This window comes from Roseibium sp. M-1 (assembly GCF_054515675.1).
This window is the reverse complement of the sequence record NZ_CM137257.1, coordinates 4,602,994-4,625,906: the sequence shown is the minus strand read 5'-3', so window position 1 is coordinate 4,625,906 and position 22,913 is coordinate 4,602,994. Positions and strand designations below refer to the sequence as shown.

Annotated in this window: 22 protein-coding genes; 17 read left to right on the top strand and 5 right to left on the bottom strand. The window is 55.4% G+C overall.

What is annotated here, in order from left to right; all coding sequences use genetic code 11:
- Window positions 1-133: 133 nt before the first annotated feature.
- Entirely contained in the window at window positions 134-547 is a 414-nt protein-coding gene (locus ACX3M4_RS20985) for an HlyD family efflux transporter periplasmic adaptor subunit (RefSeq protein ID WP_459359477.1), read from the bottom strand.
- Window positions 548-599: 52 nt separating this feature from the next.
- Between ACX3M4_RS20985 and ACX3M4_RS20980 the strand changes: the two genes are divergently transcribed.
- Complete coding sequence (locus ACX3M4_RS20980; protein WP_459354921.1) at window positions 600-797, top strand: hypothetical protein; 198 nt, start codon at window positions 600-602, stop codon at window positions 795-797.
- Window positions 798-952: 155 nt separating this feature from the next.
- Here ACX3M4_RS20980 and ACX3M4_RS20975 read toward each other — a convergent pair whose 3' ends face one another.
- Together ACX3M4_RS20975 and ACX3M4_RS20970 are read right to left on the bottom strand one after the other, a co-directional pair.
- Window positions 953-1,774: a DNA/RNA non-specific endonuclease gene (locus ACX3M4_RS20975; RefSeq protein ID WP_459354920.1), complete on the bottom strand. Its 822-nt coding sequence runs from the start codon at window positions 1,772-1,774 to the stop codon at window positions 953-955.
- Between the two features lie 48 nt (window positions 1,775-1,822).
- On the bottom strand, window positions 1,823-3,829 hold the full coding sequence (locus ACX3M4_RS20970) for a S41 family peptidase (protein ID WP_459354919.1): 2,007 nt from the start codon (window positions 3,827-3,829) through the stop codon (window positions 1,823-1,825).
- Window positions 3,830-4,162: 333 nt separating this feature from the next.
- On the opposite strand from ACX3M4_RS20970, the gene ACX3M4_RS20965 reads away from it, so the two are divergent.
- A complete protein-coding gene (locus ACX3M4_RS20965) occupies window positions 4,163-6,442 on the top strand; it encodes a heparin lyase I family protein (RefSeq protein ID WP_459354918.1) in 2,280 nt (759 codons plus the stop codon).
- A gap of 17 nt (window positions 6,443-6,459) precedes the next feature.
- The gene (locus tag ACX3M4_RS20960) at window positions 6,460-6,864 is read left to right on the top strand and encodes a hypothetical protein (protein ID WP_459354917.1); all 405 of its coding nucleotides are present in this window, start codon (window positions 6,460-6,462) and stop codon (window positions 6,862-6,864) included.
- On the opposite strand, the gene ACX3M4_RS20955 is transcribed toward ACX3M4_RS20960, so the two are convergent.
- Window positions 6,816-7,421: an NAD/NADP octopine/nopaline dehydrogenase family protein gene (locus tag ACX3M4_RS20955; RefSeq protein WP_459354916.1), complete on the bottom strand. Its 606-nt coding sequence runs from the start codon at window positions 7,419-7,421 to the stop codon at window positions 6,816-6,818. The two genes, ACX3M4_RS20960 and ACX3M4_RS20955, sit on opposite strands and share 49 nt — an antisense overlap.
- A 358-nt stretch (window positions 7,422-7,779) precedes the next feature.
- On the opposite strand from ACX3M4_RS20955, the gene ACX3M4_RS20950 reads away from it, so the two are divergent.
- The gene (locus tag ACX3M4_RS20950; RefSeq protein ID WP_459354915.1) at window positions 7,780-8,055 is read left to right on the top strand and encodes a metal-sensing transcriptional repressor; all 276 of its coding nucleotides are present in this window, start codon (window positions 7,780-7,782) and stop codon (window positions 8,053-8,055) included.
- A gap of 7 nt (window positions 8,056-8,062) precedes the next feature.
- Window positions 8,063-9,394, top strand: coding sequence for an MFS transporter (locus ACX3M4_RS20945; RefSeq protein WP_459354914.1), 1,332 nt, complete (start codon window positions 8,063-8,065; stop codon window positions 9,392-9,394).
- 43 nt (window positions 9,395-9,437) lie between these two features.
- Here the strand turns inward: ACX3M4_RS20945 and ACX3M4_RS20940 are convergent, their stop codons facing one another.
- Window positions 9,438-10,370 carry a LysR substrate-binding domain-containing protein gene (locus ACX3M4_RS20940; RefSeq protein ID WP_459354913.1) on the bottom strand — a complete coding sequence of 311 codons (933 nt, stop codon included), beginning with the start codon at window positions 10,368-10,370 and terminating at the stop codon, window positions 9,438-9,440.
- 201 nt (window positions 10,371-10,571) lie between these two features.
- On the opposite strand from ACX3M4_RS20940, the gene ACX3M4_RS20935 reads away from it, so the two are divergent.
- From ACX3M4_RS20935 to ACX3M4_RS20880, 12 genes are all read left to right on the top strand, one after another.
- Window positions 10,572-11,675, top strand: coding sequence for an extracellular solute-binding protein (locus tag ACX3M4_RS20935; RefSeq protein ID WP_459354912.1), 1,104 nt, complete (start codon window positions 10,572-10,574; stop codon window positions 11,673-11,675).
- 60 nt (window positions 11,676-11,735) lie between these two features.
- Window positions 11,736-12,551: an ABC transporter permease gene (locus ACX3M4_RS20930; protein ID WP_459354911.1), complete on the top strand. Its 816-nt coding sequence runs from the start codon at window positions 11,736-11,738 to the stop codon at window positions 12,549-12,551.
- Between the two features lie 3 nt (window positions 12,552-12,554).
- A complete protein-coding gene (locus ACX3M4_RS20925) occupies window positions 12,555-13,385 on the top strand; it encodes an ABC transporter permease (protein ID WP_459354910.1) in 831 nt (276 codons plus the stop codon).
- A gap of 86 nt (window positions 13,386-13,471) precedes the next feature.
- Window positions 13,472-14,599, top strand: a complete 1,128-nt coding sequence (locus ACX3M4_RS20920; protein WP_459354909.1) for an ABC transporter ATP-binding protein — start codon at window positions 13,472-13,474, stop codon at window positions 14,597-14,599.
- A 26-nt stretch (window positions 14,600-14,625) separates the two neighbouring features.
- Window positions 14,626-16,197: a TCP-1/cpn60 chaperonin family protein gene (locus ACX3M4_RS20915; RefSeq protein ID WP_459354908.1), complete on the top strand. Its 1,572-nt coding sequence runs from the start codon at window positions 14,626-14,628 to the stop codon at window positions 16,195-16,197.
- A 582-nt stretch (window positions 16,198-16,779) separates the two neighbouring features.
- The gene (locus ACX3M4_RS20910) at window positions 16,780-17,619 is read left to right on the top strand and encodes a transporter substrate-binding domain-containing protein (RefSeq protein ID WP_459354907.1); all 840 of its coding nucleotides are present in this window, start codon (window positions 16,780-16,782) and stop codon (window positions 17,617-17,619) included.
- Between the two features lie 181 nt (window positions 17,620-17,800).
- Entirely contained in the window at window positions 17,801-18,472 is a 672-nt protein-coding gene (locus tag ACX3M4_RS20905; RefSeq protein ID WP_459354906.1) for an amino acid ABC transporter permease, read from the top strand.
- Window positions 18,473-18,482: 10 nt separating this feature from the next.
- The gene (locus ACX3M4_RS20900; protein WP_459354905.1) at window positions 18,483-19,214 is read left to right on the top strand and encodes an amino acid ABC transporter permease; all 732 of its coding nucleotides are present in this window, start codon (window positions 18,483-18,485) and stop codon (window positions 19,212-19,214) included.
- 73 nt (window positions 19,215-19,287) lie between these two features.
- Window positions 19,288-20,043: an amino acid ABC transporter ATP-binding protein gene (locus ACX3M4_RS20895; protein ID WP_459354904.1), complete on the top strand. Its 756-nt coding sequence runs from the start codon at window positions 19,288-19,290 to the stop codon at window positions 20,041-20,043.
- Window positions 20,040-21,158, top strand: a complete 1,119-nt coding sequence (locus ACX3M4_RS20890) for an NAD(P)/FAD-dependent oxidoreductase (RefSeq protein ID WP_459354903.1) — start codon at window positions 20,040-20,042, stop codon at window positions 21,156-21,158. Before ACX3M4_RS20895 ends, ACX3M4_RS20890 begins: the two co-directional genes overlap by 4 nt.
- Window positions 21,142-21,438 (top strand): (2Fe-2S)-binding protein, encoded by a 297-nt coding sequence (locus tag ACX3M4_RS20885; protein ID WP_459354902.1) that lies wholly within the window; start codon window positions 21,142-21,144, stop codon window positions 21,436-21,438. Before ACX3M4_RS20890 ends, ACX3M4_RS20885 begins: the two co-directional genes overlap by 17 nt.
- On the top strand, window positions 21,435-22,841 hold the full coding sequence (locus ACX3M4_RS20880; protein ID WP_459354901.1) for an FAD/NAD(P)-dependent oxidoreductase: 1,407 nt from the start codon (window positions 21,435-21,437) through the stop codon (window positions 22,839-22,841). The genes ACX3M4_RS20885 and ACX3M4_RS20880 overlap by 4 nt, the downstream gene beginning before the upstream one ends.
- Window positions 22,842-22,913 lie beyond the last annotated feature (72 nt).

Below are 22,913 nucleotides of genomic sequence, written 5' to 3'. Positions count from 1 at the left end.
CACTTCAGAGGCGTTCAAGATCCTCCACGAAAGACTGCAGGCAGATGATTACGCTGACGAGGAAGACCCTGAAGAGTACTTGGCTGAAAACGTGTTCATCACTCCTCACGGAAGGCCCTGTTGATCTGATCCATCATCGGTTTAATAAAATAGTTGAGTGCGGTCCGGTCCCTGGTCTTGATAAAAACCCCGACGGGCACCCCGGAAACCAATGTGTGATCGCCCAAAAGAGCCAGCCCGGCTTCCGGAATGGCGATGCGAACCTGTAGAAGGACTGGCCGGTCTGCTCGTTAACAACCACATTGGCGGAGACAGTCTTCAGCACTCCCTCGATTTCAGGCGTGGTGCGCTGGTTGAATGCCGAAAAGCGTTGCCTGGCTGCCTGTCCCGGATGCAACTCGTCGACAAACTGCGGTTCGATGCTCGCCTCGATTTCGTAGTTCCCGTCCTGGGGAATGATTTGTAGAACAGGATCGCCAGGACCGATGACACCACCGATTGTGAACACGCTGAGTTCATGAACGATGCCGGCAACCGGTGCCGTGATGTCGACGCGCTTGAGCTGTTCAAGTGTGGCATGAAGCTACTGAGTCATGTCGTTGACTGTTGATTTCCTGTTCGACCTGCCGCAGTTCGGTCAGCACCGTCTGTCTGAATTCCCTTTCGATCCGAAGGATCTGGATTTCGGTCTCACTGATCGCGTTCTGGATGCGAGCACTCTCCGCATCCCGTTCCGCGATCTAACCAATTATGTCCTCGCGCTGCCGCACGGGAGCCATCAGCTGGGATTTCGGTGACAATCCCTTTTCGTTCAGGGTGCGGCAAGGTGCCTGAATGAAGGTCATGGGCAGGAGAGGCGGCGTGGCTCGTTTCTCGAGCCATTTCCATTCGGGAAACGTGCGTACGCAAGGCCAGTTCGCTGAACCCGGTCCGTATCGGGAGCAGTGTGTTGCTACAGCTGACGCAGAAGTCGATGGCGCACCTGCGCCACAGCGGATGTCGCCATCGCTGACGAAAGATCGACTGAATAGTCCCAGCCGGGGAAGAACCTAAGTCTTGTCGCTTCCTCGATGTCCAGCAGGTCCACCAGAAAGTTTTCCAAAGGGGTGCCGGGAACCGCATCCTGCGGAAACAGGAAACAGGCAATGTCCACATTCGACTCTCGATCCCAGGGATAACGGAAAGGATCTACGGAGATATAGTAATAGGCAGACGGGATCGGCACGCTGACCCCGTCTCGCTCGATGGTTTCGGGGTCATCGCCAAAGACCGGACCTGCGATCGCCCAGACATGATCCTTGTCTCGAGTATCTTCGATGTTTCTGATTTTGTCTTCCAGATCGAGCCAGACCCCGGTGTTCAGACTGCCTCTTTGAGGGCTCATGTTGGTCATCAGGAACGTTTCGAGCTGAGCCAGGCGTCCGAACTGACGATTAATCGCTTCATTGGGAACCATGTGCCCGACATGATAGGATATGCCGTTCTTTTTCCCGAACGTCCTGGAAGTCAGCCTCTGACCTACTGGAATGCGTTCGTCGGCATAGTAGAGATGCGGACGGTCATATCCCACGTCCCGATCGGCACGAGCGACCCGATAGGCTGACCAAAGAGGCTGAAACCTCTTGGCACAATAGCCGGCAATGTATCCGTGATTGATGAGAACGGAGACTTCATTGTCTTCATCCTCATTTGTCGGCGCACCCTTGAACAGAAACAGATCAATCAGGTGCGCAAAATGTCGACTGCTTGGATGAACTCTGGTGTAGTCGGCCATGTATTTTCCCAACCTTTTCTCGAATTGCCTGGGAGCCGGACGAAAGAGCTAGATGTCCAGTCTCCATGCCGCCGCAAGCTCGTCATCTGCAAATCCCTGCAGGAACAGTGTCTCCGGGTGTGCGACGCCTTCGATCGTCAGTTCATTGTCTCCATCGGTCACGTCCAGCGCTCCGATGGGACGCTTGCCCAGATAGACGTCCACACGCGAAAGGCTACCGGTACTGATCGAAATCGTGAGGCTGTCATCCTGTCGACCGGTGACTTCTGCCCGCAGCCTTCTGACCGGGAGTTTCGAAAGTACGTCCACGGCAAATCTGACAAGATCCTCATTGCCGTTGAGCAGATCATTGCGCGTCATTTTGTACAGAATGTCGGGCTGAACGCCGAGGTCCTCGACGGGAGTTCCCGAGCGATCCTTCACCCGCAACGTACGGCGTATCGCGACGCGCATGTTTGCACCGTTCGGAAGGCTCTCGTAGGGCCCGTTTCGGCCGGTCAGCCGCCTCAGCAGAGAATGCGTCCAGACATTGGCACCACCTGCACCGGTGTTCCCATCCACGCCGATGACGGGCCCTATTCCGTGATCCTGGAATCCAGCGGCGAATATGTCAGTTGTTGAATAGCACTTCGCGTCCGTTATCAGAACGACAGGCCCCTGGTATCGCTGCCCGATTCCGTTTGCCCATTTAACATCGGTTATCGGGTAGGCACGTGAATAGACCGCGCCCGTCGAAACGGACTCCTCCATCGAGGCCTTCCAGGGTTTCAGATCCAGATCAGCCACAGAGGACGAGGGCGAGTTCTTTCGAACGATGTCGAGATTCAGCGACGTGTTGATGAACTGCATTCGCTCGGTCTCGATGCTCTGAGGCGTCAATAACTGCAACAGACACTCGCCGGCATAGATCAGTCCCCCGCCGTTTCCACGCACATCGACTATCAGACCGTTCTGCGGCAGAAGCTCGGTCAGCCGAACGAACTCGCCGACGAATGCATCGGCATCGTCGACGCTGAACGTGAAAATCCTAATGTGCCCGAATTCACCCTTTTCGGTTCTGACTGTTTTGGCACTGAACACTTCCGGCATGTCGGACATGACCGTATCACCCTCGCCGGGCTTTCTGCCCTTGTTCGAAGGTCGGTTCCCTTTCACCGCTTCCGAGGCTGCAATAACCTGTGGTGCAAAAAGCATCTTCTTGGCCATGCCCGCCAATTGCGCATCAATGTCGATCCCAATCGCAAACGCGGAAGCACCATGATCTTTTAACTGAGCAACCACCGAACCCGTCGGATCCGGCGAAAACACCAGCCAGTTCAAGCGGATTTCATGGTCCTTTCCATCGGAAGTCCTGAATCCGACAAGCACAAAATCCTCGTCGGGAGGAAGCGACTGGATCAGAGGACGAATAGTCATTCGTTCGATGCCGCGAGCACGTCGTGCCTCGGCGTTGGAACCGGCAAAGCGGTTGGCATTCGCAGCGACGGCCAGGTCGATCGGCGCGCCGTTCCAGGATGTGACCTCGACGCCAGGCACAAAGGGCGGCTGGCTGAATCCGGCGACCATGTGGGAAACGAGGTAGCGACGCTCGCCGCCTTCGAAATAGGCTTCCATCAGAAACGGAACATAGGCCGTCTTCTCGTTGTAGGGCGCCGGCAGAAAGTAGTTCGTGTGCAGGTCCCGGACGGAGGTGAATGTCTTCAGCATCTCCGCGTGGAACTCGAGGTCTGACATCAGATCGTTCGAGGATTCCAGTCTTTGCAGCAACAGCTTCAACGCCTGAACAGGACGAACAGCGTGCATGCTTTCCTTGAGAGGAAGATGAACGTAGTTTTGCTGAAGGAGAACGATGCCCTGCCGAACCAGCCTGATTTTCTTCTCGCCGTCGAGGAGGTCTTCGGACAGTCGGAACTCCGGCAGGGTTTCGGTCGCGGCAAGAACGGTCTTCACCGTCCCGTGCGCCTCGGCAATGAAGGCAGGAGCCTTCTTCCCGCGTCGCCCGGTCGCTCGGGTTCGGGACTGATTGAGCGAGCGCTTGAGTGTCTTCCTTGTCATCGTCTCCCCCCGGCACGGCACCTTGAATTGATCCGGCTGCAATTTCGAATTCATCGAACAGGCAGGTTGCAATGAACAAGAATGTATCCTGGCGGTGGTTTTGCAAGCATCCGTTTCACAGTGGATGCCCGAGCAGACCGGCGCCTTCGTTAGAGATGGATCCGAGCTGCGCGGATGATGAGGTGACGAGTTACCGGCGGGCGGCTTCGGAAGACCCGTCTTTCTGCCGAAATCCCGGTTGCGCTTCGACGCGGCTTCTCCGGAAAGTATCCCAGGTTGCATTCCCTTTACCTTGCGTTACTATCCTTGCCATTGCAGGTGGGGAGAATTGCAATGTTTCGTATATTCCTTTTGATCATCCCGCTTTTCGCGCTTTCAGCACAACACGTACTGGCCGAGGAGTTCATCTCGGACACATTCGAATACCAGACCCCGGATACATCCGTCTGGGACTACAAGGACATCTACTTCCGGGCAGACGATCCGCACAGCCAGTTGGCCTATGCCGACGACGACAGGCGATGCGGTCGCACCTCGTCCCGGATCACCGCCCGGGAACACAGTCATAACGATACCTGCGGCGACACATGCCAGAGAGCGGAAGTGCGCGACCGCAAACCGCACCGCCCGCAATGGGGTGACGAACGCTGGTACGGGTTTTCCTTCAAGATGTCCGGAGACACCAACCGTACGGACAGCCTGCGCACCGTTATAAACCAGTGGAAGTCACCGGCTGACGACAGTCCGTTCCTGGCTCAACGCTACGACAACGGCGTTTTCCATATCACCGTTCAGGACAACGACTCTCGGCGCACGGTGGCATGCAGCACGGGCAACCCTCATGCGATCGAAGAGCTGCAGCGCATTCTGGCGGAGATCAACCCCACAGACAGGGACGCCACTGACATCGTGGAGGCGACCAAATCGCTCGCACCGATGGCGATGCGCAATCCCGGACTGTTTTCGGTAATGAAGACCCTGTCCAGCGTCGGATCGCTGATTGCCGACGACACGGCGGAGTTGCCGCTGGCGAAACAGCTCAGCGAATACGCTCCCGAATTCAACTGCATCCAGGAACCTAAATTCCAATACACCCAAGCCGATCTCGACTGGGAACTGGGACCCTCACCGACGCTGCCCGACCCGACCGACAACTGGGTTGATATGCAATATCGCATCAAGGGCGGACGGACAGACAACCAGTCCGGACCGAAGACGCCAGGCGAAATCGAGATCTGGGCCAACGACAGGCATGTGGTCACTGTTCGGGGCAATCTCGGATACGCGCTCGGCGCAACGCTGCCCGAACGCATGACCCAGTATTTCAAGCACGGCATTTACCGCGATATGGTGCCCAATGTCGGGACGCTGGTCATGCACTTCGACGAGTATCGCCAAGGCGCAACGCGCGAAGACGTGCGCCCCTCATGTGAACGCGTCGCGGAACTCCCTTCTTCGCCCGAATTCGAAATGCGTCCGTTTCTGGCGTCGGGTACGTCGGTCGTGAAGTCGATACCATTGCCGGATCCCGCCTCTTCGGCATCCGGAACACCGGTAGGTGAACGCGACTTCGCAAAAGACCCGTTGCGGGTCGTGACCTGGAACGTGTTCAAGGGCACCGACAGCGACGTAGCCCGGCGCAAGGGAGCGCTGATTGCCGCCGGAAAGACCATCAGACCCGATGTCCTCGTCTTGGAGGAAGTCACGTCGTTGTCAGCCGCCAGAGAGATTGCACGCTTCATGGGAATGGGAGACGCGGATATCGCAATCTCGGACTGGAGTGACGACAGTGCGGAGTGGTTTGAAGCACTGGAAGTGGCCGTCATTTCCAATCTGCCGATTGTATCGGCCACCGAGTTCGAGACCTCGAGCCTGAACGGCCGGGCTCCGCAGACGCATTCCGGGCACCATGCCATTCCAGCCGCGGAAGAACTGCTCACCGTCCCCCGGGCGGTGAACAAGAACATCATCAATCTGGGATTCCGGGGCGTCCTGCGCATCGAGTTGCCCGGAGACCTCGTGGTCTACGGCGTGCACCTTAAGTCAGGTACGCCTGAGGCCTGCCGCATGTCCGAAACAGATCGGCCGAGCGAGGACATTTTCGCGCAGCTGGTTGCCGCCGGACGCATCAGCAATGCCGAACAACGGGAAAACGTCATCAGCGCAACCATCCATCTCGCCGGTCAGGACATCGCAGCCGGAAAGTCAGCGCTAATCCTCGGTGATTTCAACATTCCGCTGAACGAACCCTCGCGCACCGGTTCGGACATTGAACTGGAGGGCAACGAATGTGTGGCGCTAGCCACCTGTGAACGCCGTGCCTTCCCCGATACGTGCCAGGGCAGCGAAGGTTACGACGAAACCCACTGGATCCTGCAGAGTGGCCTGATCGACGGCATCAGATTCAGAGCGCTGACAGAAGGTCTCGGCCGGACATATGTCAGGACGGAGTTTGCGGATTCCCCGATCGACAACATCTACATCGCCGGCCCGCTGGCGTCGCAGGCAAAGGCGGCGCAAACGGTTCCGGATCCGGAATTCGCGGAGCGCGGACGGCACTTTGGTTCAGATCATGTGCCTGTCCTCACGGAAGTCATGCCAAGCGTTCAATGACCTTCGGAGGAGACGACATGGATCGCAGCTTCGGCGTCATCGATCTGGATATTGATGAAGGCGCGAAGCCGCCAGAAGGGAATGCGCTTCCACTGAGATCTGAGGAGTATCCGCATCCGGTCAACGGGCGCCGCCTTGTCGGCGTCCCGGCAAGAACCAGGCGCTCAAAAAAGCACAAATCGAAAACCGACTACGTTGCCTATCCGGATGAGGCCATCGAAGCGCTCCTGAAAATCGGCGCGACTTCACAGTCGCATCTGTCCAGCCTGTCTTCGCAACGTCTCGCCATGACCACTTTCAACCTCGGTCTCGTGACGGCTTCGATAACCTATCTGTTGGGCAAGGATCCTGCGCAGAATGCAGGCGTCATCACTCAGCAATCCGGGTATCCGTCACGGGTGATCTCTGGAAGAGTTTTGTAATCCAGTTGCTCGATTTCGGAGAGAAGGTCGTTATCTGCCGAAAAATCGCGGCTGTAGCAAGCGCTCAGGATGTCGATACCGCACTGGTGAAGCGGTGTCCCAACTCCACACAACTGTCCAAGGTAGACGATGGGTACGAGGACAAACGGAAAGTCTTCCAAAACATAACGCGTGGCCGGGTCTTTCGGACCGATCGGATCGCAGCCTGGGCGCGGCGGGTTCCGGCAATCTGAGATATAGTACTCTCGGTCACACCGAAGGATTCTGCGCAGAAATCGAAGATCGTCCGCACCTTTGACGAAGGCTGCAGCGACAGTCAGTCTTGCGCAATCGAGGACCTCAAGAAACCTGCCAACAGCAGACGTGACAATCGAATTCTGACCCCATGTCTGACCGTGCTCAATGCGTGTCAGATCGAATAGCGCAAAGCCGAGATGCGTCTGGGGATTGAGGTTGCTCAGCGTGATGGTCAGCAGATCAACTTTTTGAACGAATATGTCGCAGAACAAATCGATGCAGAGTTGGTATGCATCACAGGCGAGACGTGAATCGCTCAAGATTTGTAGACGCTTTCTTTCCTAATCTGAGGGTCGCGCGTTCGAATCGCGCCGGGGTCACCAGAATTCTCAGTGAGTTAGACACGTCGCACCGTTTCAATTGGACGATTTGAAACGGTTTTCGCTAAACGAAAGCGCCGGTTGGGGCATGATCAACCAATTCGACGGCTACATCCTGATCAATGACACTTAACTCTCCGAAGGCACACGTTTGATTGGCGCATCCTAAGAGCTACACGTCAGCAAATGTGCGTCTGAGCCAGTTCTCGGTGAAAATCAACAGGACGAGCACAGAACGAGAGTATCTGTTACGCTCAGTGCTTTTGACTCTATCCCCCCAGGGGGATAAGATCTATGCATGACAAAAGCAGCCCATTCCACTCATTCCGCCATAATCAAGCGTCTCAAACGCGCAGGAGGCCATCTGCAAAGCGTCATCGGCATGATCGAGGACGGCCAGCCTTGCCTCAACCTCGCACAGCAACTTCATGCTGTCGAAAAAGCGATTGCGGAAGCCAAGAAAACGCTGATCCGAGACCACCTTGATCATTGCCTGGGCGAAGCGGCGAAGACCTTGCCAGAAGAACAGAAACAATCAATCGCAGAGTTCAAGGCGATCACAAAGTATCTGTGAAACGCCGATGCTCAAAATTCTCTCGAACCGCACCTATCGACATCTCTTCGGCGCACAAATCATCGCCCTGATCGGCACGGGACTGGCAACTGTCGCTCTCGGGCTATTGGCCTTCGATTTTGCGGGGGCCGATGCAGGAACGGTCCTCGGCACTGCGCTCGCCATCAAGATGATTGCCTATGTCGGCGTAGCGCCAGTTGCAGCTGCCTTTGCTGAACACCTTCCCAGGCGCACGATGCTGGTCAGCCTTGATTTCGTGCGCGCCGGTATCGCGGTGCTATTACCATTCGTCACCGAGGTCTGGCAAATCTATGTACTGATCTTCCTGCTGCAGTCGACCTCAGCGGCGTTTACGCCGACGTTCCAAGCGACAATCCCCGATATTCTATCCGACGAGAAGGAATATACAAAAGCGCTGTCATTGTCGCGACTGGCCTATGATCTGGAAAGCTTGGCGAGCCCGATGCTGGCTGTTTTTTTGCTCACGCTGGTCAGCTTTCCTGCGCTGTTCGCGGGCACAGTAATCGGCTTCCTCGCATCGGCCGTTTTAATTGTCTCGGTCCTTCTCCCCAACCCAAGGCCGAGCACGCCGCGCCCTATCTTTGAACGGACCATGCGCGGGCTCCGCATCTATCTGGCTACACCCCGGTTGCGCGGTTTGCTGGCGGTCAACATGGCCGTCGCCACAACCGGTGCGATGATCGTCGTCAACACTGTGGTCATAGTGCAAGGCACGTTCGGTCTGTTGCAGCAATCGACTGCTTTAGCGTTGGCGGCATTCGGCGGCGGATCCATGGTGGCTGCGCTGACATTACCGCGCCTTCTCGAAACCATCTCGGATCGCACGGCAATGTTCACCGGCGTTGCTATTATGGTCGCCGGCCTCATCGCAGGTACTGTTGTGGCCGGCATTGCCACGCTTCTATCGCTCTGGTTCGTGATCGGAATTGGCTATTCCGCCGCGCAAACGCCATCTGGCCGTTTGCTGCGGCGCTCCTCACATCCGGAGGACCGGCCTGCATTATTCGCGACTCAATTTGCTCTATCGCACGCCTGCTGGCTCGTCACCTATCCGCTGGCAGGTTGGCTGGGTGCCGCGATTGGATTGTCCCCGACATTCGTGGTTCTTGCGTTCATCAGTATGGCGGCTTTGTTGACGGGTATGTTCCACTGGCAGACACCCGACGACGGGTATTTGCTGCATATGCACCCAGAATTGCCTAACAACCACCCTCATTGGATCTCAGAGGGAAATATTGACGGCATTCGTCATGCTCATGCATACGTTATCGATGATCTTCATCCAATTTGGCCCCCGACATCCAAACGGAGGTATTGACTAATGTAGCGAGATCTACCTTCTAAGCAACATCATATAATCTCTACATAAAACGCCTACTCAATAATTGATTTTTGAAGCTCTCGAATTCCACATTAAACGCTTGATTGAAATGCTTTAAGATGCTGCTCCTAGATTCCGACTTCTGCATTACGTAGGTGAATGAAAAATCTAGCTTTTCTTTGAGAGGGCGCACGATGCCGCCCCGGTCGGCGAACTGGGATGCTGTGAACCCGTCTACGATACTGCAGCCAAGGCCTGCATGAACGAGTTCTGCAATTGTCAACGCCCAACGGGCCTCAATGAACATTTGACGTGAAACGTTCATTGAAGAAAATAGAGAGTCAGTGCGGATACGGCTCGGCTGCCCTTCCGCTGTGGTTATAAACCGTTCTCCCTCAAAATCGAACACAGATAGTTGCGTTTTTGCGGCCAATGCGTGGCCAGGAGGGAGAATGCAAAAGGCAGGAATGGTTAGTATTGGACCGGTCGAGACCCGCGTCGTATCGACCGGCGTGGTAGCGTAGCCGACATCGTACAAGCCGGTAGCAACAAGGTCGACGATCTCATCTGAGCCGTAGGCGTGTAGCGACAGATGCGCATTATCGTGCCCATTTTCGATGAGGTTCGATACTACTTTGACTATGAACTCTGCAGCCATTGCCGGCATGGCGACTAGCCGAAGATTGCCGCCTGTTCGATTTTTTATGCGCCTAGCTGCGCGGACAACGCGTTCAAGCCCGCTATAACTCAGTTCAACCTCCGAGTAGAGGCTTATCGCATCATCCGTGGGACTGAGTTTTCCTTGTCGCCGGTCGAAGAGGGCAAAACCAAGTTCTTCTTCCAGTTGAGAGATGATCTTGGAAACGGCGGGCTGAGTAACTGATAGGAGCTTAGCTGCTTCAGTCATTGAACCGCTGAGCATCAAAGCCCGAAAAGCCTCAATTTGCCGGTGTGTAGGACGCATGTCAGGCATCTGGATTTTCCCTCTATCCTTGTAATGAGTTCAAGTTATATTTTAATGAATATTTATTCTTTGACATCATTACAAGTGTCGAAACATCCTAGTCTGGGCGTCGCATATTCAAGATCCAAAAAACCACTGCGAACCAGCCAACGCTGCAGTTCGACCATGAACACCTGAAAGGCGGCGCAAACCAGAGTGAGGGAAAAGGAAATGACACGAGTTATTGGTGCAGCACCTAAGGCGGTCCGGAATCCTAGCCGCCGCAACTTCCTGCAGGGAACGGCAGCTGCTGCGGCGGCGGGTTTGATGGCCAGTCCCTTGATTGTCACACCGGGCCGCGCCCAGGCTTCAGCTGTGCTGCGTGTGGCCGACGATGGCGGACAGACACATGAAGGGCGCAAGCAGTTTTATCTTGAGCCCTACATGCAGGAAACCGGTGTTGAAGTGCAAAACTACCTCGGCGCACGCGGCTTGGCCCGGATGAAGGCGATGGTGGATACCGAAAATCTTGAATTCGATGTCACGAATGATACCGCTACGAACTCGCTATCCGCTGCAAGAGAAGGGCTGCTAGAGACGATTGACTATACACGGCTGCATCCCGACCGCTTTGTAACGAAGGACTGGATGTGGGACCACACGGTAGCCTTCCAAAGCGTCACCGGCGGACTTGGCTACAACTCGGAAAATGTTCCCGCCGACAAGGTTCCCCAGACGTGGGCGGACTTCTTCAACACGGAGGCATTCCCTGGTCGCCGCGGGCTGTTGACCCGTCCATCGGAAACACTCGAAATAGCGCTGGTCGCGGACGGCGTGTCGCCCGACGACCTGTACCCGCTCGATCTCGACCGTGCATTCGCCTTTCTCGACAAGGTTAAAGACAGAGTTGATATCTGGGTACCAGAAACGCCTAAGACCATCGAGCATCTGATGACCGGAGAACTGGACTATTGCTACACGTTCAGTGGCCGGGTCGCGATTGCGCAAGGACAAAACTTCCCGGTTGGCTTTGCTTCTCATCTTTCGGTTCTTCAACCGCAAAACTTCTCGATCCTTAAGGGCGTTAAGAACTATGATCTGTGTATCGAGTTCATCGACTGGTGGCTGACCAACGAGGAAGCCAACGTCGCCTACTACTCCAAGTTCCTTGGGAATGGCCCGATTGACAAGCCAAGCTACGAGGCTCTTCCGAACGAAGCGAAGGCCAACCTTCCCGATTGGAGCAACCCCAACAATATCCGGATTAATCCCGCATATTGGGGTGAGAACCTTGAAGAGGTGAGTGGTCGCTTTCAACTCTGGCAGTTGAACTAAGCCATTGTCGACAGCAAGGTGAACACCTTGCTGTCTCTCATTCTTGTCGTGGGAGTCGTCATGGCATTTATCGTGCCCTTCGCCGTATTCGCGGCGCTTATTTTCGTTATTCCGCTCGTTTTTATCTTCGTTACCAGCATACAAGATGAAAACAGCGGCGCCTGGACTCTGGAGTTCTTTCAAAAGTTCTTTGAAAGCCCTGTGTATCTCCGCGTGCTATACAATACGGTTGAGCTGTCGTTTCTGTCAACGATCGTTACGCTCCTGATCGGTTATCCACTGGCTTACTACTTGGCTAAGCTATCGCCAGGAAAACGCGTCTACGCGTCGTTGTTTCTGTTGCTGCCGTTCTATACTTCGATCTTGGTCAAGAGCTTTGGATTTTCTGTGATCTTGGGCCGCAATGGAGCGATCAATACAACATTGTCGGCACTTTTGGGATTAGATGTCCATTTGCAGCTCCTGTACAACAAACTCGGTGTGGTGATCGGGATTGTGCACGACATGCTTCCCTTTTTGGTCTTCCCGATTTTGATCAGCCTGCTGGGGCAGAATCCAGCGATCCACAAAGCAGCCGAACTGATGGGAGCGAGCCGCCGCCGCATCTTTTGGACGATCATATTTCCGCTGAGCCTGCCCGGTGTGGTTGCCGGTGCGTTTTTGGTGGTGATGCGGTGCCTCGGTCAGTATGCGGTTCCGCAAATTCTTGGTGGCCGCCAGGACATGATGATGTCCAACCTAATCCACTTTCATCTGCATCATGTGCTTGACTTCAATATGGCTGCGGTTCTGGCCATCGTTTTACTTTTGCTGGCCGGCTCAGTGCTGGTTCTGCTTTCCCGCGTGCGCGGTAGTCAATTGTTTGGGGAGTCCTAAGCCATGGCCAACGTCAATATTCCTCAAGGGGATGCCCTTGGCGGCTTCCGGCCGTCGCTGCCCCTGGTCGTGTTTGCCTGGCTGATTCTGGCCTTTTTGCTTATGCCAAGCCTGATCGTCATTCCGATGTCGTTTGGCGGCGAGAACGAGCTGTACTTCCCGCCTCGCCAGTTCTCGCTTTTCCTCTACGAGCAATACTTCACCGGCACATCATGGATGCGGGCGACTTTGCAAAGCTTGATTGTGGCCGTTTTTTCGTCGGCATTGTCTTTGTTCTTCGGCGCTACGGCTGCCTACGGCATCTCGCGATCCCATTTTCCCGGGAAGAAGCTTCTGACGTTTCTGCTGCTGAGCCCGATGTTTGTGCCGCTGATCGTGGTTGCTCTTGGGATGTACATCTACTTTGCAACAATCGGTCTGCAGGGCACGACGATCGGCCTCATTGCGGCGCACACGATTTACGTGACCCCATTTGTTATCGTCATGCTGCTGACCACGTTGCGGGATGTCGATCCGGTGCTGGAGCGGGCTGCTTACACGATGGGTGCGGGCAGAATTTACACGTTCTGGACGGTGACATTGCCGCTGATGAAAAACGGCCTTGTGTCTTCCGCTCTCTTTGCGTTGCTGTTGTCGTTCGACGAACTGATCCTGGCCGTGTTCCTCACAAGCATCTCCACCAAAACGCTGCCGGTGCGCATGTATGATTCGATCGTCGTCGAGATTTCGCCTGTACTGGCGGCAATTTCGACACTGCTGACCATCATTGCGCTCGTCGTGGGGATCATCGTGGTGATGGGGCAATCCCGCAAGCTCAAAGCCGTCAGCACGTAAATCGATCAAACACACCGGTACACCGCGCTCCACACCATGCGGAGACGCTTCAGCCAATCAGGAATGACGCTGTTTCAGGAGGCAACGTGAGTAACAACAAAGTCGAGCTGGTCAATGTTTCAAAAACATATGGCAACCTTACCGCCCTTCAATCAACCAATCTTACGGTGAAGAACGGAGAGTTTGTAACCCTGCTGGGGCCAAGCGGATCCGGCAAAACGACAATCCTCAATCTTATCTCGGGCATGATCACACCCAATAGCGGGCAAGTGATTATCGATGGAATGGACCTCACCCACACTTCGCCCGGCAAGCGCGGGCTGGGAATGGTGTTCCAGCATTACGCCCTGATGCCGCACATGAACGTCTTTGAAAATGTGGCCTATCCATTGCGCGTGCGAAAGGTGGCCGCAGCAGAAATAAAGCGGCGGGTTAGCGAAGTATTGGAGACAGTCAGACTGCCCAATTTGGCGTTGCGCAAACCTTCCGAACTTTCCGGCGGCCAGCAGCAGCGTATCGCGATCGCCCGTTGCCTTGTCTATAAGCCGTCGATCATCCTGATGGACGAACCGCTTGGCGCTCTCGATAAAAAACTGCGTGAAGAAATGCAGCTAGAAATCAAGCGCCTGCACGAAGAGCTCAACATTACGGCGCTCTATGTGACACATGATCAGGAAGAGGCGCTCACCATGTCGGATCGTATTGTTCTAATGAACAAAGGGGCGATCGAGCAGTTGGGCACGCCACGGGAAATGTACTTCGAACCCAAGACGGTGTTCGCAGCCACATTCCTGGGCGACTCCAATGTCGCGCAAGGCAAGCTGACCGCAACGGCTAGCGGCTGTACCGTTCAATGTGATACCGGAGCCATTCATTCATCGCGCCCCACCCCACAAATCGGGCAAGACCAGCAGGCGATCGTCATGATCCGTCCGGAAAGCCTATCGTTGAGCAGCACCACGGCAGTGGCTGAAGCCGGCTGGAACGTTCTGAGCGGCCATCTCGTAGACAGCATCAGCTTCGGGGGAGTGCTCAAACATTACGTTCAACTTGCGGACGGGTCGACCTTCACCTGCCAAGAATTGAGCGACTCGGCCCGCCTCGTCCCCGGAAAAGGTGAGCAAGTAACCCTTCGCTGGCGCTATCAGGACACCATCGTGCTGAAGCCTGATTTGGACCAGGCCCCGGCGCCGTTTGTGCTGGCTGCCGAATAGGCCTTCCGGCCGGAGGGAGTACGGGGATGGGAAAAACAGTTCATTCCGGGAAGGACGCAGTCTCCGGCGTGATGGAAGGGATAACTCTAGCGGCGCGTATCGCTTCGATAACGATAGGGCCCATGGGGCGTTATGTCGTTGCTGACCGGGCTTATGGCGTCCCCATCATGAGGGATGCCGTCAGCGCCATCCGTGCGCTTAGTCCAATGCCTCACCTCAAGGGTATGGGCATTGCCTTCGTGCGGGATCTTGCCGTTCAGACCAGTGATATTGCTGGTGATGGAACGGCCACGGCCAGCATCTTGTTCCATGCCCTTATGCGGGAAGGGCAACGGTATCTGGCATCAGGCGTGGATGCCGGTCAATTTACAGCCATCCTTGAAGCCATTGCCGCTGAGGCCACACATGAGCTTGAACGCAACGCTAAATCGTTAGGCGATAACAGTCAGCTTGAACGGTTGGCTACAAACGCCGCCAACGGTGATAGTGTGCTCGGACGTTTGGCTGCACGGGCGGTCAGTTCGGCGGGAAACGGAATGGTGCTGGCACAGGTGGCCAACCGGAGTGAAACCACAATGGTAACCATTGAGGGTATTCGCGTGGAACTTGCACCCATATGCACCGAACTAGCAATTTCCAAGAAGGTTACGGCTGAAACGCTCTACAATCCGATATTCTACCTTTTTGATGGGGTGATTGACGACTTCGGCTCCCTTGTGCCGGTAATTGAAATGGCGTCCAAGGGCCGCCCTCTCGTCGTCGTTGCGGAAAACATTCTAGGAGCAGCCCGGGCAGGGCTCGTCTTGAACCGGAGCGAGGACGTTGCCCGGATCTTTGCTTTCAAGGCGGCAAAGCCGAGCCTCCTGTTAAAAGACCTCCTTGCGGACCTTTCGGCTGCGACGGGTGCTTCGGTATATCGCAAGGAGTTTGTTCAAACACTCGGAATTGAGGGTGCCGCAGGCACGATGGCCGACCTGCAACTGCATTTTGACCGCAACGTGCTGCTGATACAGCACCCTGGGCCGAGGCCGGTTCCATTGGAAGAGCATTGCAAAGGATTACGTACCGAATTGGTGAATACTTCAGGAGGCCATAAAGCGCTAGAGCAACGGCTAGCCAATCTTGAAGGCCGGTCTGTTGTTATCAATGTCGGTGGGCACACAGAAATCGAGGCCAAGGAAGCTCGTGACCGGATTAGCACAGCGCTTCGTGCTGTTGCCATGGTTCGCAAAAGCGGGGCGATAGTTGGAGGTGGTGTAAGTCTATTGCAAGCAATGGATGCCGTCCGCAAGCAAACGGAACTTGAGTTTCATGATCCACTCGCCCTGAAATGCATCTCCAGAGCATTGGAGGAGCCCGCAGCACAGATTATCAAGAATGCCGGCTATGACCCAGCACCAATCCTCGCACAACTGCGAAACGCTGGTTTCACTACGGTGTTCGATGTCACCAGCGGCACTCTTGAAGAATGCCATACCGTAGGGCTCTATGATTCCGCTGGCGTTGTAATTTGCGCACTCACTCAAGCCGTTAGCATGGCCGCGCTTCTGCTTAACTCGCAGGTTTTTATCACCAATAATGTGCCCCCGGTCAATTAGGCCGTGCGGCTCGCGGGGTAGATACCCCCTTAGGTGTCCCTTCGGATGATACCAGTTTCATGGAGCAAGGCTGTTTTTCCAGGGTATTGATTTATCTGAGAGACCTTGCGCGGCTAGGTGAGGGAAAAAATCTGAGGAAGTCGCGGCTCATCTGGTCGCGCTAGGGCTACTCATGACCAGCAATGGATCAGATCAATCTGACGAAAATTGTTCGTTGTCCTGGCGATTCCAAAACGCTGCTTATTGCAGATGAATGCCCGCCGTAGATGGGCAGTTTTCTCTGGCGCGGCCGCAGCTGTCGCATGATCGAATTAACAAAATCATTTCTGAACTGTTGGCTCGCCGGTGATTTCGGGATGTCCGCACACCTCCAGATATTGAGGATATTTGCGCCGCCCATATGCATGACTTGAAGTTATATCTTAATGATATTTTATTCTTTGACTTTATTTACACTAAGCCCGAAAACTAGGAAGCTCAATTCGACGAAGAAACGAGGGGCTACATACGCTGACTTAATAACAGCCCTACTCAGAGATATGTTTCGACAGGGCTGGAAAGCCAACCAAGAAGGGGATCTTCATGACGTTAAGACTTTCCGCTCCAAAGATTGCCGCTGGCGTAATTGCGGTTCTCGCTAGCGTAACAGTTGCCGCCGCTCAAGATTTGCCGACGGTACCCGAGGCCATCCAGAACGAAGGTGTTATCCGTGTCGGTGCGAAATGTGATTATCCGCCGGAGGGTTTCCTCGACAATTCCGGAACTCCTGTGGGAGTCGAGGTGGCCATGGGACATCAGATTGCCCAGTATGCCTTCGGTAACGACGCAAAGGCGGTGATCGTCTGTGTCACCAGTGCCAACCGCGTTCCGCTACTCGTTGGCGGGCAGGTGGACCTTCTGATCGCCACCATGGGCATTACCCCCGAGCGGGCCGAAGTCGTGAACTTTAGCCAGCCCTATGCCTGGGCATCCCAAGGCATGGTTGTGCGTGCTGATGATCCCTACAAGACGGTCGCGGATCTCGACGGAAAGAACGTCGTGTTTGTGAAGGGAGCCTTGGCAATTCCGTACTTCGAGGAAAACTACCCCAACATCACACGTACATTGCTCGACGGTGTTTCGGACAGCATCCAGGTTCTCCTGCAAGAACGCGTGGAAGGCTATGCCCACGATACGCCTGTGCTGATGACCCTAACAGCTCAAAACCAAAAACTGCGACTGCTTGATGAGCAATTCAAAATAACACTGCGGGCTGCGGCCGTCCGTAAGGGCGAAAGCGAATTCCTCGACTTCGTAAATGCATCACTGAGCAAGATGGCCGCTGAAGGCAAATTCCGTGAGTGGTTCGAAGCTTACTATGAAGGCGACGATATCGATGTGAAATTGAATTTCTGGGATATGTCGAAAAAGCCGACCGAATAAGTGCCGTGGGACTCCTCCCTATACCACGGCGGAGCGGACCTGCTGAACAGGTCCGCTCCCTCGATCATCGGACACTCAATTTAAAACGATTGAGTTACTGAGAGACAAGCGATCTTAAAGTGTTAGAGCATCCCCCTCGCTCTTCCGAATTGACGATGCTCTGCTACCCGGAAGAATGCACATGAACTACGACTTCAATTTTCCCTATATTTGGGGAGCGGCGCCAGATCTCCTTAGCGGCCTCTGGATGACAATCCTGATCAGCCTGATATCGATCGCTTTCTCGGTCGTCATCGGCACGGTCTGCGCAAGCGTCCGCTTGTTCAAAATCCCGCTGCTCTCACAGCTTGCTTCCGCCTATGTGCATTTTATTCGTTCCACTCCACTGCTCGTCCAACTTTTTTTCATCTATTACGGGCTGGCATCACTGGGATTGGGGTTGGACGGCTTCTGGTCCGGTGTCCTAGCTCTTTCGCTATGGGGCGGCGCCTACAATACCGAGAACATTAGAGGGGGCCTGGCTGCCGTAGACAAAGGCCTTCGGGAAGCTGCATTCTCACTCGGTTTGAGACCTATTCAGTACCTGCGGCTTGTCGCGCTGCCAATCGGCCTGCGAGTGGCCATTCCAGCCCTTCTGAACACAGCAGTCTCTGTTCTCAAGAATTCGTCCTATCTGCAGGCAATCGGTGTCGCGGAACTCACGTTCGTTGCGATGAACCGTGTTTCCATGGATTTCAGAACTCTTGAGATGTTCTTTTCGATTGGCGTGATCTATCTGGCCATCGTTCTGTTGCTTTCCGGCGGCGTTCGGCGGCTTGAAACGGTGCTGCATGCGCCGTTCCGCACCGCGTGAGGTGGACAATATGCAACTGATTATCGACAGCCTACCGCTGTTGGGACGTGGACTATTCGTTACTTTCCAACTGGCTTCGCTCACTTTGTTTTTGACCGTAATCATCTCACTCGTATTCGGCATTATGTCGGTGTCGCGCTACCGATTTCTCAGGTGGGTCGCTCTGATCTACGTCGAAGTGTTTCGCGACATACCTTTGGTTGTTAATCTGCTATTCGTCTATTTCGGCGCGCCGTTGATTGGCCTATCTCTTAGCCCCTTCACAGGCGCTTTGGTGAGCCTCACAAGCTGGGGTAGCGCAAACGGTTCTGAAATAATTAGAGGTGGCTTCAATGCCATTCCCAAGCATCAGCGCGAGAGTGCACTCGCGCTCGGATTGCGGTCCTGGGAAACGCTTTTTCTCGTGCTTGTACCGCAGATCTTACTGCCGATATTGCCGTCTTTCACGGGCCTGTTCTCTCTTCTGATACAGGCGACATCACTTGCCACTTTGGTCGGAACGGCTGAGTTCCTGCGGACCGCGAAAATCATCGTGGAACGCACCACGATGATGACCGGGGACAGCCCAGCGTTCGCTGTCTACGCATTTGTTCTCTGCGTCTATTTTGTAATCTGCTTCAGTTTGAACATGCTTACAGCCTGGATGGAGCGACGCATCGTGTCCGCCAGAACAGTGCATCATCAAACCGTAGCTGAATCCGAACCGATGGTAGAACCGATTCCAGCGGTGGAGAGAGGCTAATGAACCATTACCAATTCATCCGTGCTCGCACTATCAGGCGAAACCGGCAAACCCGCACATCTGGAGAGGTCAAATGATGACGGCACCTCTCATTCAAGTTACTTCGCTCTGCAAGCAGTTTCGTAGCGGAATTCGTGCATTGAACAACGTTGACCTGACCGTTGCGAAAGGAGAGGTCGTGGTTGTGCTTGGGCCCTCGGGCTCCGGCAAGTCCACGCTGATCCGCTGCATCAACGGACTTGAGGAAATAACCTCGGGCACGATCCGGATCGCGGGAGAGAAGGTCAACGGCCATTCCGAACGGAGCTGGCGCAAGGTGCGGCTCGAGGTAGGAATGGTATTCCAGAACTATGCGCTGTTCCCTCATCTTAACGTTCTTCACAATATCACTCTGGCACCTGTGAGGGCGGGCGTAATGAAACGCGCGGAAGCTGAAACTGAGGCTCGCCGGTTGCTTAGACTGGTGGGACTAGCCGAGAAGGAACGCTCGCCGGTTGGCGCACTCTCCGGTGGTCAGCAACAGCGTATCGCGATTTGCCGTGCGCTGGCGATGCAGCCCAAGGCGATCTTGTTCGACGAACCCACCTCCGCACTCGATCCGGAAATGGTTGGTGAGGTGCTGACTGTGATGCGCCAGTTGGCCGAAGCGGGAACGACGATGATTTGCGTCACTCATGAAATGGGTTTTGCCAAAAGCGCGGCGGACCGGATCATCTTCATGGACAAGGGGGAAATCGTTGAAGTAGCCAAGCCTGACGACTTCTTCACTGCTCCCAAGGCGGAGCGTAGCCGGCGGTTCCTCGAGTTGATCGCGAGGCCGAACGAATGACCCATCGGTGCGACACTCTTATTGTCGGTGGTGGCATGGTCGGATCGGCCATTGCCGTGGGCCTGGCACGCCTAGGCCTTAACGTCACCGTTCTCGATGGATCCGATGAAGCCGAACGGGCTGCACGGGCGAATTTCGGTCTAGTATGGGGGCAGTCGAAAGGCGATAGCCTGCCGGATTACGCACGCTGGACACGTGAAGCACTGCATCTGTGGCCGGAATTCCAGGACGATTTGCTCAACGAAACAGGCATTTCCTGCAGCTTCCTTGGAGAAGGCGGCCTTCACCTGTGTTTGAACGAAGCGGAACTGGACGATCGGCGCGCGCTGTTTGAAAGGATGCGGCGCATCGAAGGCGGAAACGCGCTCGATCTTCGAATTCTAGATCATAAGGAAACGGCTGAATTACTGCCCGGCATTGGGTCTGATGTTGTAGGTGCCGGATATTGCGGGCAGGACGGCCACGTCAGTCCGCACGCTCTCTTGCTCTCGATGCAGCGATCGATCCTCAAGTCCGGCGGAAGGATCTTGTCGAATCGCCAGGTTACCGACCTCAGCCAGAAGAGTGGAATATGGACAGTTCATTCTGGTGAGGAACGCTTCGAGTGTCCTTCGCTCGTACTGGCTGCCGGAACCGGGAACAAGGCTCTCGGTCAGTCGCTTGGGTTGGACATTCCCGTGTTTCCCCTCAAAGGACAGATTCTTGTTTCCGAGCGTGTTACCTCACGCATCGCCCTCCCCACTCACAAGGTGAGGCAGACCGAGGCAGGTACCATCCTTTTGGGTGACAGCAAGGAGCCGGAAGCCGGATCAGATGACCGGTCATCAGCATCAGTGATCCGTGAAGTCGCCCGCCGCGGCATTCAGATGTTCCCCTGGTTGTCGGAAATCAATCTCGTGCGCTCTTGGGGTGGTATCCGCTCCATGACCGAAGACAGTTTCCCCATCTACGATACTTTCCCCGGTTATCCAGGCCTTTTCGCTGCGAATTGCCACTCGGGTGTCACCCTGGCGCCAGTACATGCCATGCGCCTGGCACCGATGATCGCCGAGAGCGCCATAACCCCTCAAGTTGAAGCCATGTCTGCCCGGAGATTTCATGTTCAAGCGCATTAATGCCGCACCTGCCGGGAATGGGCAGGAAATAAGCTTTTTATGGAACGGCAGAGAACTGACCGGGCGATCTGGAGACACTGTGGCCGCGGCTTTGATCGGAGCAGGTGTCCGGTCGAGCCGGATACACCCAGTGACGGACGAGCCAAGAGCCCCCTTTTGCATGATGGGAACGTGTTTTGAGTGCCTGGTCGAAGTGGATGGCATCCCCAACCGGCAGGCATGCCAAGTCAGACTGACCGAAGGCATGCGTATCTGCACGCAGCGGGGCGCTCGCAAATGAGAAAACCAGGCACCAAACTTCATCTGGGTATTGTCGGAGCCGGCCCGGCTGGCCTCGGGGCCGCGATCGCCGCGCGTGAGGCGGGTCTTGATGTTACGGTCATTGACGATCAGCTCGAGCCCGGGGGACAGATCTGGCGCGCCGCAGGTAGCGCTGCGCCGACTCATGCGGAACGCATGGGTCCCGAATATGTGGAGGGGCGGGACCGCGTGCAGCAGTTTCTCTCCTGTGGAGCGCACTATCTGCCGCAGCATACCTTGTGGCATATCGAGATAGACGATGATGGGATTGTACTGCACTGTGCCGGACCGGACGGTTCCCGGATCGTGCGTCCTGACAGGCTTCTGCTTGCAACAGGCGCGGTGGAGCGCCCTATTCCAGTACCCGGATGGACACTCCCTGGTGTCATGACGGCCGGCGGACTGCAAATTTTGCTTAAATCCGCGCAATTGAGTTCGGATAAGGCAGTTCTGGCCGGAGCCGGTCCGCTTTTGTGGCTATTGGCGGCCCAGATGATCAAAGCCGGCACGCCGCCGCTAGCGGTTGTTGAATGCGTTGGAGCCATGGATTACCTTTCGGCGTCCTGGAAGCTGCCTTCCGCCTTAAGATATCCCGGACCCTTGAAAAAAGGTCTCGGCCTTATCACCAAGGTCCGCCAAGCCGGTGTCCCGATCCATCTGGCTGCAACAGACTTGCACATCGATGGAGATTTCCGGGCGCGGGCGCTGAGGTTCCGCGATTGGCGGGGTCGTGAGCGGTGCATAAAAGCTGAGACCGTCGGGCTGCATGGCGGGGTGGTCCCAAATCAGCAGGCAAGCCGTCTTTTGCGTCTCCCTCACACCTGGAGCACTGCGCAGCATGCATTTCTTCCCGACCGGGATCAGGAAATGCGGGTTGACAAAGACCTCTATATGGCCGGTGACGGCGCGCGCATTGGTGGTGCCGAGGTTGCCTGGCTTGAAGGGACATTTGTTGGCCGCCATATCGCGGGTCTGGAGACGTCTGGTTTGAGGCGTGCGCTTGCCCGCGCAAATTCCACGCGCCCCTTTCTCGACAGTCTCTACAGGCCCGCGAAACACCTGCGTAAACCGGCGGACACAACTGTCTTATGTCGCTGCGAAGCGGTGACTGCAGGTCGGATTCGACAGGCGGTTCGCGACGGGGCACCGGGACCAAATCAGGTGAAATTCATGCTTCGTGCCGGTATGGGGCCCTGTCAGGGACGGGTTTGCGGGCTGGCTGTTAGCGAAGTCGTCGCAGAGACCCTTGGCCAGTCCATGCAACAAACCGGCTACTTTCGGATACGTCCGCCCTTGAAGCCGATGTCTTTGGGCGTGATTGCCGCTGAGCTGGCGGATGATCCTGCTGAAGAAGACGATATTGCGACGCATGCGGCAAGGTGAATGCAATTCGAATACCTTGGCGAAGCAAATGCGTCATCCTCAAGTCTGCCTAAGATAATGAAAGAGAGAGCA